This is a genomic window from Streptomyces tardus, from assembly GCF_018101125.2.
GTDB lineage: Bacteria > Actinomycetota > Actinomycetes > Streptomycetales > Streptomycetaceae > Streptomyces > Streptomyces tardus.
On sequence record NZ_JAELVF020000001.1, the window covers coordinates 1,358,783 to 1,374,176 of the forward strand.

13 protein-coding genes and 1 pseudogene are annotated in these 15,394 nt (G+C 71.5%); 3 read left to right on the forward strand and 11 right to left on the reverse strand.

What is annotated here, in order from left to right:
* The 9 genes and pseudogenes from JGS22_RS26055 to otnK all read right to left on the reverse strand — a co-directional run.
* Positions 1 to 290: pseudogene (locus JGS22_RS26055) on the reverse strand (choline/carnitine O-acyltransferase); the annotation flags it as partial.
* Between the two features lie 441 nt (positions 291 to 731).
* Positions 732 to 1,658, reverse strand: coding sequence for a HalD/BesD family halogenase (locus JGS22_RS05890; RefSeq protein WP_236073040.1), 927 nt, complete (start codon positions 1,656 to 1,658; stop codon positions 732 to 734).
* A gap of 385 nt (positions 1,659 to 2,043) precedes the next feature.
* Positions 2,044 to 3,054: a bile acid:sodium symporter gene (locus tag JGS22_RS05895; RefSeq protein ID WP_236073041.1), complete on the reverse strand. Its 1,011-nt coding sequence runs from the start codon at positions 3,052 to 3,054 to the stop codon at positions 2,044 to 2,046.
* A gap of 158 nt (positions 3,055 to 3,212) precedes the next feature.
* Positions 3,213 to 3,455 carry a MerR family transcriptional regulator gene (locus tag JGS22_RS05900; protein WP_216814858.1) on the reverse strand — a complete coding sequence of 81 codons (243 nt, stop codon included), beginning with the start codon at positions 3,453 to 3,455 and terminating at the stop codon, positions 3,213 to 3,215.
* A gap of 83 nt (positions 3,456 to 3,538) precedes the next feature.
* The gene (locus JGS22_RS05905; RefSeq protein ID WP_216814859.1) at positions 3,539 to 4,789 is read right to left on the reverse strand and encodes a MerR family transcriptional regulator; all 1,251 of its coding nucleotides are present in this window, start codon (positions 4,787 to 4,789) and stop codon (positions 3,539 to 3,541) included.
* Entirely contained in the window at positions 4,783 to 5,598 is an 816-nt protein-coding gene (locus JGS22_RS05910; protein ID WP_236073042.1) for a HEAT repeat domain-containing protein, read from the reverse strand. The genes JGS22_RS05905 and JGS22_RS05910 overlap by 7 nt, the downstream gene beginning before the upstream one ends.
* 126 nt (positions 5,599 to 5,724) lie before the next feature.
* Entirely contained in the window at positions 5,725 to 6,648 is a 924-nt protein-coding gene (locus JGS22_RS05915) for an AEC family transporter (RefSeq protein WP_211042654.1), read from the reverse strand.
* A gap of 204 nt (positions 6,649 to 6,852) precedes the next feature.
* A complete protein-coding gene (locus JGS22_RS05920) occupies positions 6,853 to 7,539 on the reverse strand; it encodes a class II aldolase/adducin family protein (protein ID WP_211042655.1) in 687 nt (228 codons plus the stop codon).
* A gap of 114 nt (positions 7,540 to 7,653) precedes the next feature.
* Positions 7,654 to 8,919: a 3-oxo-tetronate kinase gene (gene otnK / locus JGS22_RS05925; RefSeq protein WP_211042657.1), complete on the reverse strand. Its 1,266-nt coding sequence runs from the start codon at positions 8,917 to 8,919 to the stop codon at positions 7,654 to 7,656.
* A gap of 214 nt (positions 8,920 to 9,133) precedes the next feature.
* Here otnK and JGS22_RS05930 point away from each other — a divergent pair, with 214 nt between their 5' ends.
* Entirely contained in the window at positions 9,134 to 10,525 is a 1,392-nt protein-coding gene (locus tag JGS22_RS05930; RefSeq protein ID WP_211042659.1) for a homoserine dehydrogenase, read from the forward strand.
* A 56-nt stretch (positions 10,526 to 10,581) separates the two neighbouring features.
* On the opposite strand, the gene JGS22_RS05935 is transcribed toward JGS22_RS05930, so the two are convergent.
* Positions 10,582 to 10,794 (reverse strand): hypothetical protein, encoded by a 213-nt coding sequence (locus JGS22_RS05935; RefSeq protein WP_216814860.1) that lies wholly within the window; start codon positions 10,792 to 10,794, stop codon positions 10,582 to 10,584.
* A 62-nt stretch (positions 10,795 to 10,856) separates the two neighbouring features.
* Between JGS22_RS05935 and JGS22_RS05940 the strand changes: the two genes are divergently transcribed.
* Positions 10,857 to 12,218, forward strand: coding sequence for a GntP family permease (locus tag JGS22_RS05940; protein ID WP_211043765.1), 1,362 nt, complete (start codon positions 10,857 to 10,859; stop codon positions 12,216 to 12,218).
* 204 nt (positions 12,219 to 12,422) lie between these two features.
* Complete coding sequence (locus JGS22_RS05945) at positions 12,423 to 13,244, forward strand: DeoR/GlpR family DNA-binding transcription regulator (protein WP_216814861.1); 822 nt, start codon at positions 12,423 to 12,425, stop codon at positions 13,242 to 13,244.
* A 422-nt stretch (positions 13,245 to 13,666) separates the two neighbouring features.
* On the opposite strand, the gene JGS22_RS05950 is transcribed toward JGS22_RS05945, so the two are convergent.
* Entirely contained in the window at positions 13,667 to 15,322 is a 1,656-nt protein-coding gene (locus JGS22_RS05950; RefSeq protein WP_211040201.1) for a serine/threonine-protein kinase, read from the reverse strand.
* Between the last annotated feature and the right edge of the window lie 72 nt (positions 15,323 to 15,394).

Consider the following 15,394-nt stretch of genomic DNA (forward strand, 5'->3'; position numbering starts at 1 on the left):
GGCGGGGCCTCGTCCTGGAAGAGGAAGAAGAAGTTCGCGTTCAGAGCGATCCGGTCACGACGGCCCAGGTAGCGGTACGGCCAGAAGGTGTCGAGCCAACTGTGCACGCCATCCTGCGAGTTGCACTCCTCCAGCGCATCGTGCAGGGCACGCCCCGGACCGTCGGGGGCGAGGAAGGCGGCGACCCCGTCCTCGGTCGCCGCGATCTCGTCCGCCGAGAGCAGCGGCGCGCACCACTGGAGGAAGCGCGTACAGCTCTCCTCCAGACCGGGGAGCGGGACCCTGGGCAGCGTGTCCTCGTGGGCGAAGGTGGTGGGGGCTGTGGCTGTCGCGGCGGGGGTGGCTGTGGCGGCGGCTGTGCCGGTGTTCGGAGTCGGCTGGCTGGTGTTCAAGTCCACTCTCGTTTCGGCTTGTTGGTGCGTTGGTGGCAGGACGGGCAGCTGTGGCGACGACTGCGCGTCGGTGTCGTGCGGACGGTGGGTGCGGTGGGCCGGGCCCGCTCCCCCGAAAGGGGCAGGCGCGGGTGTGCTTGCCGGACGGGCGTTCATCGGAGCGGGCGTCCGTCGGGCGGGCGGGCGCCGGTACGGACGTTCACCACGGACCGCGGTGCGCGGCACTCCCACCGAGCCGACCCGTGCACCGCAGTCCGTGCACCCGAAGCCCGCGAGCAGGGCACGCGCCCGTGGTTCAGCGGCGCGACGGCGGCCGGTCGGCCGTACGCCCCGGACGACTCAGTCGAGCAGTTGGTCGACCCGTACGGCCCTCGCCCGGCCCTCCTCGGCGGCCAGATGCTCGGGCAGCACCCGCCCGAAGAGCTGACGGGTCCGTGCCGGGCTGCCGATGACGCCGGGGCGCTCGCTGTAGGCGAAGATCGCCGAATGGCGGTCGGCTGCCCCCTCGACCGGGCTGACCCGGTGGAGCGAGTAACGGCCCTTGAAGAGCTGGAGGTCGCCCGGCCGCAGCGTCAGGCGCCGGACCAGGCTTTCGCCCCGACCGGTGAGCACATCGCGCACGTCGTCGAGGTTCTCCTGCTCGACGGTCCTGATGTTCGGGCAGTACTCGAAGACGCCGCCGCTCTCCGGCTCCTGGGTGAGCATGCTGACGGTGAACTCGTTGGTGTCGAAGTGCCACGGGTGCTCCATGCCCGGCCGCACCACGTTCAGAACCAGCCCGGACAGCGGATCGGCAAGCTCGTGCAGACGCGGCAACTCGAAACAGCGGGCGACGAATTCGCGGAACCACTCATTCGTGTACAGCCTGCTGATCAGTGCCTCGCCCGGAATTCGGTCTCTGGCGACGAAGGCGTTGCCGCGGTCGACGGCGATCCGGCCCGGATGGTCCTCGGCCAATCGCGAGTCGACCGCGATGTTGTAGGCGTTGACGGTCTCCACGTCGTAGTGCGCCTGGGGCGCGAGAGCGGCGCACTCCCGGCGAAGATGTTCCCGCAGCTCGGGACGGACGAAGTCCCGCAGCACCGTGCAGCCCTGCGTGCGCAACTCCCGTCCGGCGCGGTCGATCACGGACCGCATGGTGTCGCTCTCCGGGGAGGAGAGCGGGTACCTGGCAGTGTCGACCACCTGCTCCAGTGGTGCGGACCCACCCCCGCGCGCGGCGTCGGGCGTGCTTCCGGCCGCGGGCCGGGCTTCCAACGTGCTCATGACGATCCTCTCGTCGGGTGGACCGCACACCCGTCACCGGCCGTTGCCGACCGGGGTGGCGGTCCGCGGATCTCACTCACGCGCGTCCTTGAACTCCCTTGCGATTTAACACACTTGACGTGCAGACTTCATCGCATCCGTCGCCGGTGTGACACGTGACACGACGTCGCGCCGCGGCCCCCCGACAGCACGGCGGGGCGGGGAACACGGCGGGGCCGTACGACGCTGCGGGTCGGGCAGCGCGACAGGCGGGACTGCACGGCGGGCGGGACTGCCGTCACCGGCGGGGAACACTGCCGCGGTCCGGAGTAGTGCCGCGGCCCGGCACGGGGACGCGACCGGGGAGGCCGGCTGCCCCGGCGCCGGCGGGTCTCCGCCCGGCGGTTCAGCGCGACGGCACCAGACGCGGCACGAGGCGGACGCAGACCACCATGCCGACGACCTCCACCAACGTCTGCGACACCATCACCACGGGCGCGACCGCCGCATGTTCCCCGGGCAGCGCGAGCGCGAGCGGAAGAAGCACCAGGCCGTTGCGGGTTGCTCCGGTGAACACCACCGCCCGTCCCTCCGCAGCGCCCAGTCGGAAGAACCGGGCCACCAGCCGGCCCGCGAACACCATCACCACCAGGAAGCCGACGAAGAACGGCAACGCCCCCGCGACCTCACCCAACCGCCCCTCCAGAATCGGTACTTGGGAAGCGGTGACAACGAAGAGCGTCGCCGCCATCAGCGGCACCATCACCGCGCCGGCGCCGTCAGCCACTCGACGTCCGACCGGTCTGCGCCGCGCCCACGCCTGGGTGGCCCAGGCCAGCACGAGCGGTACGGCGATGAGCGTCACGAACGCCTCGACGAACGGCCCCGCCTCCACCACCTCTGCCAACCCCGGCCCGAGGAACGCCCAGAGCAACAGCGGCAGCAACGCCATCTGCGCCACCAGCAGCAGCGGAGTGGCCGCGAGCAGCCGGTCCGCGCTGCCACCCGCGAGGCGGCTGAAGACGATCACGTAGTCGACGCAGGGCGCGAGGAGCACCAGCAGCATCCCCAGGCGCAGTGCCCGGTCCGCCGGAAAGAAAGGGAAGGCCGCAGCCACCACCAGCGGTACGACGACGAAGTTCACCACCAGCACCGCCGCGAGGAACCGCCCCGCCCGCAGCGAACGCACCAGATCCGCCACCGGCACCTGGAGGAAGGTGACGTACAACAGCGCGCCCAGCACCGGCGTCACCGCCCACGACAGCCCCGGCCCGACCGACGGCACGGCCGACCCGCACAGCACCCCGGCCGCGACGGCCGCGACGTAGACGGCGACCTGATGCCGTTCCATCGCCTCGACGACGGCGTGCGACGACCCCTGTTCGGGCTCCTCGGGCCGGTCGGCGGGCGCGGGCATCGTGGGGACTCCTCGCGGCAGGGACACCGTTCGTCGGCGGGATCGTTCACGGGCAGTGTACGAATCGGTGGCGAACCGCCCCCGGAGGCTTGGGACGGGGAACGGTCAGGGGGTTTGGGACGGCGAACCGTCAGGAGCTTCCCGCGGGCGGGGGCGGTTCACCGAAGGGCGCGGCGAGGAGTTGAGCGCCGGGCCCGGACGGCCGACAGCACGTTGATTGCCTTCAGCGACAGATCCAGGTGCTTCGCCGCGTCGACGAACGCCGACCGCTCCACCGCCTCCTCGCAGCACAGCCGGTGCCCCGAGGCCGTGCGCGAAGCCGGCAGCAGCTCGGCGGACCCGTGCCGGCGAAGCGTGGCCGCGGGCGTCCCGGTACGTGCCGCGAGCTCGGAGATCCTCATGCACCGGGCACCACCACGGGTTGCCGGGTCGCCGGTGGGCTCCCTGTCCGTCGGGTTTCAGCGAACCGTCCCGTCGAGCACCTTCAGGAACGCCGAGGCGACGCGGGCGACGTCGCCCGCGTCGCCTCGGCGTTCCTGAAGGTGCTCGACGGGACGGTTCGCTGAAACCCGACGGACAGGGAGCCCACCGGCGACCCGGCAACCCGTGGTGGTGCCCGGTGCATGAGGATCTCCGAGCTCGCGGCACGTACCGGGACGCCAGCGGCCACGCTTCGCCGGCACGGGTCCGCCGAGCTGCTGCCGGCTTCGCGCACGGCCTCGCAGCACAGCCGGTGCCCCGAGGCCGTGCGCGAAGCCGGCAGCAGCTCGGCGGACCCGTGCCGGCGAAGCGTGGCCGCTGGCGTCCCGGTACGTGCCGCGAGCTCGGAGATCCTCATGCACCGGGCACCACCAGGCGGATGCCGGGTCGCCGAGGTCGTGGTGGGCGCGGCGAGTTCGTCGCTCAGCGCCGCGACGACCTCGGGTGTGCAGTGGTGGTCGGCTGCAACGGACCCCAACGCCTCTGCCGCGCCCACGTCGTTGTCTCCCTCGACGACCATCTCGACCAGAGTCGGCACTGCCTCCGTCACTCCCGGGCCGGCCAGCCGAAGCGCCGCGCATCGGCGCACCTCCGGTTCGGGGTCGTTCAGCGCGACCGTCAGCGCGGCAGTGGCCTCGGGAGCGGTGGGCAGCTCGGCGAGCGCGAGCACTGCGCGCCGTCGTACCCCGGCGTCGTCCGCCCGTACGCCCTCGATCAGCTCCGCCGTTCCCCGCCCGTCCGCTCTCGCGAGCGCCCAGCGCAGGGCGCCCGCCACGTGGGGGTCGACCTCCGCGAGCGCAGCGGCGGCCAGCAGTTCCGCGGGTGCCCGCACGGTCTCCGGCCGGTTCAGGACTGCCTGCTGGCGGCGTGCGGCGCTGGTGGAGTCCAGGCCCCGTACGAGCTCGACGATGCGAAGCACGTCCAGCCAACCGGTGGGCGCCGAAGCGTCGATCGTTCGGAGCCGCTCGAGCAGCTCGCGTTCCCGCTCCAGGCGTTCCTCGGTCCAGCGGATGAGGTCGGCCACCAGTTCGGCCGGCGCGAACTCCGCGTCCTCCAGCGCTCGGGCAATCTGTCTGAGAGAGAGACCGAGCGTCCGAAGACTCTCCACATGGAAGATCCTGCGCACGTCGGCGTCGGAGTACTCGCGGTAGCCGCCGTGAGTACGACCCGTGGGCCGCACCAGCCCCAGGGCGTCGTAGTGCCGCAGCATCCGGGCGCTCACGCCGGAGCGTCGTGCGACCTCACCGATCAGCACCCCATCTCCTCCGCAGTCTCCGCACCGTCACCTCCCGAGGCACCGGCAGCACCCACTCCCGCGTTACCGGCCCCCGCAGAGCCGACCGACCCGGGCCCGGCCCCCTCCGCACCGGCGGACTCCGCTCCGGACCCCTCGGCGATCGACACCGCGGTGTCCGGGCCGAGGCTGACGATTCGACGCGCCTCGTGGATCGCCCAGTCGAAGCCGGCTTCCGGGTCGTGCAGCAGCAGCCCGGTGGCGCGGGCATGAGCGGCGACAGCCGGGTCCCGGTCGGCCGAGGCGCGCGCCAACGCCGCCTCGATCACCGCGCCTAGGTCGACGAGCGCCCGGCTCAGGCTCAGTTGCACCTGGCGGTCACCGCGACCCAGCTGGCCGGTCAGCTCCTTCGCGAGCTCGGCCCGCTCTTCCTCCGGAGCCAGTACGACCGCGACGCGCCAAGCGGTACGCGCCACCTCGTCGTCGGCGTCCCGCAGCATGTCGCGGGTGATCCACGCCCACGCCCGACCGTCGCCGATCTTGGAAAGGGTGTGCAGCGCCTGGCTCCTGGCCTGGTCGCGCGGAGAGTCCAGCTCGCGGCGGACCCTGGGGAGCGTGTTCTCCGCGGGGAGCCGGGTCAGGGCCCACGAGAGCATGTCCCGTACGTAGAAGTCGGGTTCGACCGCGCAGCGCTCCACCAGCGTGTCCAACAGCTCGGGGTCCGGTCGTGTGCCGGTCGCGAGCGCGGCCTTCAGTCGGATCGACGAATCGTCCGCGCTCAGCGCCTCGGCCAGTCGGCTGCCCTGCTGGGTTCCCTCGGTCGTGTTCATCGGGACCACCTCCAGCGCCCAGTGGAGACGTTAGCACCGTGTCAAGGTCAAGCCCGACTCTCCGGATACGACGAATCTGCTGGTCAGAGCAGCTTCACAGCGCTCCTGTCCGCTGTCGGGAACGCGTCAGCTCAACAGGAGGGTTACCGCGAAGAGGGCGGGCACGGCCAGAACGGTGGACAGCAGCACGGCGTCACGAGTGAGGGTGGTGGCGGTGTCGTAGCGCTGCGCGTAGGTGTAGAGGTTCTGCGCGGAGGGCAGCGCTGCCAGCACCACGACGGTGAAGAGCGCGGAGCCGCTGAGGCCGAACAGCCCGTATCCGATGGCCCAGGCCAGCAGCGGCTGGACCCCGGATTTCAGCAGTACCGCGAGGAGCACCGGCACTCGGTCGGGCCCCCGCGCCGGTACGGTGCGGCCGTTCAGCGAGATTCCGAACGCCAGGAGTACGGCGGGGACCGCGATCCCGCCGATCAGCGCGATCGGCTCCAGCACCGGGTCGGGCACGGTCAGCCCGGTGGCGTTGACCGTGACCCCGGCGAGGCAGCCGACCACCACGGGGTTGCGCACCGGCGTGGTCAACTGCCGCAGGACGCCCGGGCGTTGCCCCTGAGCCGCGGTGAGGTCGAGGACTGTCAGGGCCGCCGGGGAGACCAGCAGCATCTGGAAGAGCATCACCGGCGCCACCAGCGACGGGTCTCCCAGAACGTAGGAGGAGATGGGGATGCCGAGGTTGCCCGCGTTGACGTAGCTGGCGCAGAGCGCGCCCATCGTGGAGTAGCCGACGCTCCACCGGCGCAGGACGGCAGGTATCAGGAAGAGCAGCGCGCAGCCGATCGTGCTGAGCGCGATGACCAGCAGCGGCGCGGAGAAGACGTCCGACAGTTCGGCGTCCACCATCACCGTGAACAGCAGCGCCGGGGTGGCGATGGAGAAGGCGAGCCGCGACAGCACCCGCGGACCGGCCGGCCCCAGCACGTCGCGCCTGCCGGCGACGAAGCCGACAAGAACGATCAGCGCGATCGTCGCGAACCCGGCGACCACTCCACCCACGTTCCGCTGCTCCTCTCCCGTTCCAGGCCGACAGGCACTAGACACCGCCCGACCACCACCCCGGCCGACCGCCCACCCGACCACTCCGACCGCCCAGGTCACCCCCGATCACCCAGGTCACTCCAACCGGCGGGCACCCCGACCGGCGGGCAGCCCACAACCGGCAGGCACCCCGACCGCCGGAGCCGAACGTCCGGCCGTCGTTCACACCCGGAGCGGCTCGGCAGACGGCGGCGTCCAGTGGGTGCCGTACTGCTCGGCGAGCGCGCTCGCCTCCGCCGGCGACAACACCCGGGGCCGCTGCGCCCCGAGCAGGAGCAGCAACCGGCTGGTCTCCTCCAGTTCGACGGCGGCGTCCACCGCCTCCGCCATGTCGCGCCCACAGGTCACCGGTCCGTGGTTCTGCAGCAGCGCCGCCCGGAAGGGAAAGCCGAGAGCCGCCAGGTCCTCCGCCTGCCCCGGGTCGCCCGGGGGCGCGTACGGGATGAGCGGCGCCTGACCGACGCGGATCACGAAGTACGGGGTCAGCGGCGGCACCGCGCTCTGCTCCGACCAGGCGGGCAGGCAGGAGCGAGCGGCGGCATGGGCGCTGTGCAGGTGGACGACGGCGGTGGCGTCCGGGTCGCGGCGGTAGAGCGCCAGATGCAGCGGGAACTCCTTGGAGGGCCGTGGCCCGGACAGGTGGGCCCGGTCCAGCGGAGTGCCGGGCGGCGCGGTGGCGTCCAGCACGGAGAGTCGCTCGGCGTCCAGCGCGTCGAGCGCGCTGCCGGTGGGTGTGAGATACATGCGGTCGCCGATGCGCACGCTGAGGTTGCCGGAGGAGCCCGGGCTGAGTCCGGCGTCGCTCAGGCTGCGGCCCGCGGCCACGAGTTCGGTACGCGGGTCGGTCATGTTCGGGCTCCTGGGTGGGGGTGCTCGGTCTGTCGGCCGCTGTGGCGGAGAGGCACGTCGGGGTACGGGGCGCGGCGCCGACGGCGGGGACTGGCCCGTACCGGCGGCCTGTTGTCAGCCGAGAGCACGCCAGCCCTCGGTGAGGATGTCGGTGGCCCCGAAGTTGCCCGACTTCAGGGCGAGGTTGTAGGCGCGCCCGTCACCGGCGACGCCGTGGGCCCAGCTGACGCCGGGGGCCAGGGGCGGGCCCAGCTCCAGGCGGCGTACGCCGAGGGCCTGCACCACGCTGCCGGAGGTCTCACCGCCGGCGACGATCAGCCTGCGCGCACCGGCGGCGGTGAGCCGCCGGGCGCACTCGGCCAGTGCCTCTTCGACGAGTTCTCCAGCCGGGCGAGCGCCCTGCGGGGTCTCCCGGCGGATGTCCTCGGCGTTCTCCACCGCGTGGATCAGGAACGGAGCGTCGGTCGCTTCGACCCAGTGCGCGGTGACCTCGTCGACCAGCCGGGCGACGGCTGCGCCGAGATCCGCACGCAGGTCGTCGATGTCCAACTTGCGGGCCGGTGTGCCGGCTTGACGGGCGTGGGCGATCTGCGCCCTGGTCGCAGTGGAGGCGCTGCCCGCGAGGATCAGCGGGTGCCCCTGCTCCACCGGCATCGCCTCGTGGGCGGGGGCGGCCGGCGGCAGCCCGAGGGCGAGCCCTGAACCACCGGTCACCAGCGGGTGCGCGGCGGTGGCCCGGGCGATCACCGCGAGGTCCTCCTCGTCGACGGCGTCCACCACCACCAGCACCGGATCGTTCGGCCTGCGCAGCCGGTCCAGTTCGTCCCGCAGACGGTCGGCACCGGCCCGCAGGACCGGAAGGGGGATCGCCGCCACCCGGTGCGCGGTCTGCGGACCGAGCAGACCGGGCAGATCGGAGCGGGTCATCGGGGTCAGCGGGTGGTGGCGCATCGAGCTGTCGGAGAGGAGCCGGTCGCCGACGAAGAGATGACCGCGGTAGACGGTCCGCCCGGTGGCCGGGAACGAGGGCACCACCACGGCGAGTTCGGTGCCGAGCGCGGCCATCAGCGCGTCGGCGACGGGGCCGATGTTGCCCGTCGCGGTGGAGTCGAAGGTCGAGCAGTACTTCTGGTACACGTGCTCGACCCCGAGCCCGCGCAGCGCCTCCAGCGCTGCCAGCGATTCGCCGACCGCCGTGCCGGCCGGGGCGGTCCGGGACTTGAGCGCGACCACCACCGCATCGGCAGCGGCGAACGCCGCCCGGTCCGCGGCGTCCGGGACGCCGAGAGTCACCACGGTACGGAGCCCGCGTGCGACCCAGTTGCCGGCCAGGTCGGTGGCCCCGGTGAAGTCGTCGGCGATTCCACCCCATGTGACCATGCGTCACCCGTCCTCGTCACGAAGAGTTGTCATGTCCTACGGCTGTGCGCGGGCGTGCACGGAGGAGCGGACTCCTCGTTACTGCGGTAGACCCAGCCGCTCAAGTCTGTGAATTTATGTTACTACAGTTGACGCAGATGTTAATCGAAGTTACGTTCCCGCTTCGAGGCCGTCCGTGATGGTCCGCCGCACCGAGTCCGTCGAAAGGCTCCTGATGACTCCGCTCCACCCCGGCACCGCGGGCACCGCGCCGCAGGGCCGCACGGTCACCTTCGCCCTCACCGGCGCGTGCGGCGGTTTCGCCCGTACGCTGCTGGCGACCGCCCGTCTCACCGGCGACATCCGCCCCACCGTCCTGTGCGACCGGGACACCGACGGCGTCCACGCACTCGCCGCCGATCTCGGGCACCCGGCGGACGCACTGCTCACCGCGGACACGCCCGCGCAGGTAGCCGAGGCGGTGGCCACCGGCCGCATCGCCGTGGTCGCCGACATCGCACTGCTCTCGGGCGCCGACTTCGACATCCTGGTCGAGGCCACCGGAAGCCCCGCGGCCGGCTACCGGGCCGCCCGCCAGGCGCTGTTGGAGGACCGGCACGTCGCCATGGTCAGCAAGGAGGTCGACTCGGTGGCCGGCGTCGGCCTCGCCGCCATCGCCGCCGACCGCGGCCTCGTCTACACCCCCGCCGAGGGCGACCAGCCGGCGAACCTGATCCTCTGGTACGAACGCCTGGCAGGCCTCGGCCTGGACATCGTCGCGCTCGGCAAGTCCAGCGAGTACGACCTGGTCTACGACCCCGAGCAGGGCACCGTCTCCCAGCTGGACACCACCGTGGCCGCCCCCGAACTGGGCGCCCTGCTGCGCCTCGGCGACGACCCGAACGCCACCCTCGCCGCCCGGGCCGAGGCGGTTCGCGCCCTCAAGCGCTCCGCGGCGGCCGACCACTGCGAGATGGCCGTGGTCGCCTCCGCCACCGGCTTCACCGCCGACCGCCCCGAACTTCACTACCCCGTCGCCCGCGTCTCCGAGCTCGCCGACGTCTACGCCCACCGCGACCACGGCGGCATCCGCGAGCGGGACGGAGTGCTGGACGTCTTCAGCGTGCTGCGCCTGCCCGACGAGGCGAGCTTCGCCGGCGGCGTCTTCGCGGTGGTGCGCACCCACGACGCGCAGACCTGGGAGACCCTCCGGGCCAAGGGCCACCTGGTCAGCCGGGACGGCCGCTACGGCTGCCTCTACCTCCCGTACCACGCCATGGGCGTGGAGACGCCGGCCACGCTGCGCCGCGCGGTCGTCGAGGGCGCCGGCGTCTCACCCCGTACGCCGCACCAGTGCGCGGTGCTGGCCGGTCGCGCGGACGGCGACCTCGCCCCGGGCACCGAGCTCACCCTGTACGGCCACCACCACGAGGTACGCGGCGTCGCCCCCGCGCTCTGCGACGCCGACGCGGTCCCGGCCGACGCCGCACCCTTCTACCTCCTCGCGGGCAGCACCACCGCCCGCGAGATCGCCGACGGCTCGTTGATCACCCTGGACGATCTGGCCGACGTCGACCCCGAACTGCTCTCCGCCTGGCAGGCCGGCCGGAACACCACCGCCACCTGACCCACCGACCGCGTGCAGGGCCCTGCCCCCCCCGGGCCCTGCACGCGGTCGGTGGGTCAGGTGGCGGTGGTGCTGCCCGCGAGGAGGTAGAAGGGTGCGGCGTCGGCCGGGACCGCGTCGGCGTCGCAGAGCGCGGGGGCGACGCCGCGTACCTCGTGGTGGTGGCCGTACAGGGTGAGCTCGGTGCCCGGGGCGAGGTCGCCGTCCGCGCGACCGGCCAGCACCGCGATCGCCACCGCGAACGCGATGAGTGTGTAGATGTCGGACATGGCTTACCTCTCGGCGGTGCGGGAACGGGCCGGCCCGTTCCCGCACCGCCGAGAGGTAAGCCATGTCCGACATCTACACACTCATCGCGTTCGCGGTGGCGATCGCGGTGCTGGTGCTGCTGATTGCCAGATTCAAGGTCCATCCAGTTGCCACGCTCTTCGTCATCGTGGTCACCCTCGGCCTCTGCCTCGGCATCGGCGGCGCCAGAACCATGGAGTTGGTCACCGAGGCGTTCGGCAGCACCCTGGCGAAAGTCGGCCTCCTGGTCATCTTCGGCTGTGTGCTGGGCAAGATGCTGGAGCTGAGCGGCGCCGCGGAACGCATCACGCTCAGCGCCCTCACCCTCTTCCCCAGCAAGCGCGCCCCGTGGGCCGTCGCCCTGGCCTCCATGGTGCTCGGCATCCCGCTGATCGCGGACACCGCCGTCGTGATGCTCATCCCGGTCGTCTCCGCGCTCGCGTACCGCACCAACATCTCGATGATGCGGCTCGGCCCGATCCTCTACCTCGGCGCCTACGTGATGACCTCGCTCGTGCCGCCCGGCCCCGGCCCGCTCGCCGCCTCCGCGATGCTCGGTGTGGACTTCGGCGAGGCGATGCTCTGGGGCCTGGCCGTGGCGATCCCCAGCATCCTGGTCGCCACCCTCTACCTGCTCACCATCAAGACGCATGTGGACCCCAAGCCCGAGCTGGTCGCCCACCTCACCCCGGGCGGCGGATCCGGCGGCACCGACGCCGAGCCGGAGGAAAAGAAGAAGCTCCCCGCCCTGTGGATGTCCCTGACGCCCGTACTGCTGCCGATCGTGCTGATCGTCATCAGCTCCTACGTCGTCGACATGCTGGAGATCGACAACGTCTTCGGCTCGATCGTCGCCTTCGTCGGCAACCCCACGCTGGCGCTCTTCATCGGCTGCCTGGCCGCACTGCCCCTGTTCGGCGGACGCTGGCGCGACAAGGAGACCGTCAACGACCTCTTCGAGGCGGGACTGCGCCTCGCCGCCATGCCCGTCGCCCTGACCGGCGTCGGCGGAGCACTGGCCGCAATCATCCGCGACACCGAGGTCGCCGAGTCGGTCGCCGACATGATCAGCGACTGGGGACTCTCCCCGATCATCGTTCCGTTCCTGGTCGCCGCCGCGATCTGCACCATCACCGGCTCCAACATCCTCGGCGTGATGACCGCCGCGGCCATCATGGAGCCGCTCGCCGAAGGACTCGGCGTCTCGATGCTCGCCGTCTACCTCGCCTGCGGCACCGGCGCCCAGATCATGAAGCACGCCAACTCCTCCGGCTTCTGGGTCACCACCACGCTCTCCAACATGACGGTGGGCCAGGGCGTCCGCTCGATCGGCGTGGCCTCCGCCCTCTCCGGGGTCACCGGCGGCGCGATCGTCTATGTGCTGTACGTTCTCGGCTTGATATGACGAAGTCCTGACGCTCGATCGGGCGAACCCGCCGCCCCGCCGCCCCGCCGCCCGCTCTCTTTCGACCCGCTCGGTCGAAGGAGAGCGCGGCGGGGCTGCCCACACAGTCCGCAACTCCGCACCGCCGAGCAGCCCCCGTACCCGTCCCGGTTTCGCACTCGCACTCGCACTCGCACTCGCACTCGCACTCGCACTGGAGGAAGCATGCCGCCCGAAGACAGCCGCGGCGCCACCCTCATCCCGGACCAGCGCCGCGAGTTGCTCGTCACGCTGCTGCGCGAGCACACCGTGCTGAGCGTCCAGCAGCTCACCGAGCTGCTCGACGTCTCGCACATGACGGTCCGTCGCGACATCGCCGCCCTGGAACGCCAGGGCAGGGCGGTTTCGGTGCCCGGCGGCGTACGCATCGCGGGCCAGCTCCACCAGGAGCCGAGCCTCGCCGACAAGAGCACCATGGACACCCCCGCCAAGCTCGCCATCGCCGAGCTGGCGGCGACCTTCCTGCACGACGACACCACCGTCTACCTCGACGCCGGCACCACCTGCCAGGCGCTGATCCCGCACCTGGTCAGGCGTCGTGGCATGACCGTGGTCACCAACGACTTCACCGCCGCGGCCACCTTGATGGCCACCCCCGAGGTGGAGGTCATCCACACCGGCGGGCGGGTCGAGCCCGCGAACCGCTCGGCGGTCGGCGGCCTCGCCGCGGCCACCCTCGGCCAACTCGCGCTGGACATCGCCTTCGTCTCCACCAGCTCCTGGGACCTTCGGCACGGCGTCACCACTCCGTCCGCCGCCAAGGTGGAGGTCAAACGGGCCGCCATGGCCGGCACCGCCCGCACCGTACTGGTCGGCGGCAGCGCCAAGTACGGCTCGTTCGGCATGTACCGGGTGGCGGAGCTGGAGGACTTCGACGCGATCGTCACCGACGCGGGCCTGCCCACCACCGCCCGCGACGCCCTGGCCGCCAAGGACATCGACACCCTCGTCGCCGAACTCCCCACCCCGCCCGCGGACTCCCCGTAACCCGACCGGCACCGCCGCCCCCGTCCGCCCGACCACACACCCCGTACACACGGAAAGGGCCGGGTCAGATGTCTCTGACCCGGCCCTTTTCCGTATGAGCCGCCTAGGGGAGTCGAACCCCTGACCTACGCATTACGAGACCGAGAGCGATCGTGTTACGTGGTGCTCCGCCGCGCTGTCCGGTGACGTTTTCCCTGATCAGAGCATGTGCGACGGGTTGACCTGTGCCACCCCGTGATGCACGGTCCAAAGGCGTCTGTCCACCGGCTGTCCACCGACGGAGCCGCTTCGGGGCCGCCAGAGAGACCACTCGGAGTGGTAGGCCTAGCTGCTCAGGGAACCTGCGGCACGGCCGGACGCCTTGTCGGCCCCATACAAACCACGGTTGCCCGAAGACCCGGTCCAAAACGCACACGTGCGTGTCAGCCCAGATCTTGGCGAATGCGATGGAGGTAGGCATCGATCTGCCCCAAACCGGGCCAGTCGCTCCCCCGCAGGCGGGAGGTCTCCGATCGGAGCCGGTCGCCTACGTGCATTGCTTGCGGGAGGCTTTCCGCCGCGGCATGCAGACTCATCAATCGTGCGAGGGCGTCCAAGTAGCGGTTGACGGCGTCCTCGTCGTCGGGCGTGGGCATGGCCTCGCTGACGCGGTCGAAGGCTTGGATGGCGGCGGTGGCTTCGCCGAGTTCCATCCGGCACTGCGCGGCGTAGTACCAGCACAGCTGGGCTTGCTCGTCGTGGTCGCCATAGCGGTCGGTGTAGTGGCGGGCGAGCGGCTCGAAGAGCGCGAGGGCCTCACGGTGGCTTCCGGCCAGGAACTTCACCTGGGCGAGGCTGAACTGCATGTCTTCTTTGAGCTCCGGGTCAGCGGCTCTCGCGATGGCTTCGGAGAGTGCGTCGGCCGCCTGGGTGAACTGACCATCCTGAGCCAGTCGCGCTGCCCGGTCGGAGACCACGTCCGCCTCTTGCTCGGTCAGTGCGGCGGGGCCTGGCTCCAACCCCTGCGGTGCGGCAGCCAACGAGGGCGTGAGCGGCGAGGGAACGACGAGGGTGGGGGTGTACGAGGCGGCGGCACTGGGGCTGGGCACCCGGCCCCCGAAGGGGCGCAGGAACGGGAGACGGGGGTCGAGGATGCCCTCGTCGGTCGCGGCGGGGGCACCGGTGGAGGCGCGGACGAAGGGCAGGAGGGTGTCGTAGACCTCCATCGCGTCCATGCGCTGCTCGGATTCCTTGGTGAGCATCCCCAGCAGGAGCTTCTCGATGTCGGCTGGCACATCCGGGCGCAGGGCGCGGATGAGCGGGGGCGGGGTGTGGACGTGGTGCCACATGTGGGAGCGGCTGTCGTCGGGGGTGAACGGCGGTTTGCCGGTGAGGAGTTCGTGGAGCACGCAGGCGAGGGCGTAGACGTCGGCGGCGGGGCCGACAGCGTTGGCCAGGCTCTGTTCCGGGGACATGTAGGGCGGGGTGCCCACGGTCATGCCGACCTGGGTAAGGCGGGGCAGGGTGCCGACTCCACGCAGGGCGGCGACGCCGAAGTCGAGGACCTTGACCACGCCTCCGGGGGTGAGCATCAGGTTGGACGGTTTGATGTCGCGGTGAACGACGTCGTGACGGTGCACGGTGTCAAGGACGGAGGCGATCTGGGCCCCGACGGCCGCGGCCCAGGAGACGGGGACCGTCTCGTTTTCGTAGTCGGTCTCGTCGATGAATGTCTGCAGTTCGCGTCCCTGCAGGAGCTGCATGACGACGAAGAGCCGTCCGCTGGCCTCGTCGGTTCCGGTGTCGTAGACGGCCGGCACACCCAGGTGCTCGATGCCGGCGGTGATCTGGACCTCGCGCAGAAATCGGGCGCGGCGGGTCTGCAGGGTCTCCTCGAAGGCCGCGCCTTGGAATCCGGGCGGGACCGGGCTCTCGGCCAGCATCATCTTGACCGCGACCCGGCGGTCCAGGCGCTCGTCGTACGCCTGCCAGACCTCGCCCATACCGCCCGCGCCGATGGGCGTGTGCAGCCGGTACCGGCCCGCGATCACGCGGGCCGGTACGCCGGCGTCGAAGCTCGGCGTGCCGCCCTGCACCATGCGAGGTCCCTCTCTGTGCGGTCGGAGCGTGACCACCCCGTTCGGCCTCTTGTCTGACGTGTCGCAGAGCAC

What these genes read in the sequence shown, in the direction of transcription:
- JGS22_RS05890 (WP_236073040.1), bottom strand. Translation starts at nt 1,658, where the DNA reads ATGAGCACGTTGGAAGCCCGGCCCGCGGCCGGAAGCACGCCCGACGCC.
- JGS22_RS05895 (WP_236073041.1), bottom strand. Translation starts at nt 3,054, where the DNA reads ATGCCCGCGCCCGCCGACCGGCCCGAGGAGCCCGAACAGGGGTCGTCG.
- JGS22_RS05900 (WP_216814858.1), bottom strand. Translation starts at nt 3,455, where the DNA reads ATGAGGATCTCCGAGCTCGCGGCACGTACCGGGACGCCCGCGGCCACG.
- JGS22_RS05910 (WP_236073042.1), bottom strand. Translation starts at nt 5,598, where the DNA reads ATGAACACGACCGAGGGAACCCAGCAGGGCAGCCGACTGGCCGAGGCG.
- JGS22_RS05920 (WP_211042655.1), bottom strand. Translation starts at nt 7,539, where the DNA reads ATGACCGACCCGCGTACCGAACTCGTGGCCGCGGGCCGCAGCCTGAGC.
- otnK (WP_211042657.1), bottom strand. Translation starts at nt 8,919, where the DNA reads ATGGTCACATGGGGTGGAATCGCCGACGACTTCACCGGGGCCACCGAC.
- JGS22_RS05930 (WP_211042659.1), top strand. Translation starts at nt 9,134, where the DNA reads ATGACTCCGCTCCACCCCGGCACCGCGGGCACCGCGCCGCAGGGCCGC.
- JGS22_RS05935 (WP_216814860.1), bottom strand. Translation starts at nt 10,794, where the DNA reads ATGTCCGACATCTACACACTCATCGCGTTCGCGGTGGCGATCGCGGTG.
- JGS22_RS05940 (WP_211043765.1), top strand. Translation starts at nt 10,857, where the DNA reads ATGTCCGACATCTACACACTCATCGCGTTCGCGGTGGCGATCGCGGTG.
- JGS22_RS05945 (WP_216814861.1), top strand. Translation starts at nt 12,423, where the DNA reads ATGCCGCCCGAAGACAGCCGCGGCGCCACCCTCATCCCGGACCAGCGC.
- JGS22_RS05950 (WP_211040201.1), bottom strand. Translation starts at nt 15,322, where the DNA reads ATGGTGCAGGGCGGCACGCCGAGCTTCGACGCCGGCGTACCGGCCCGC.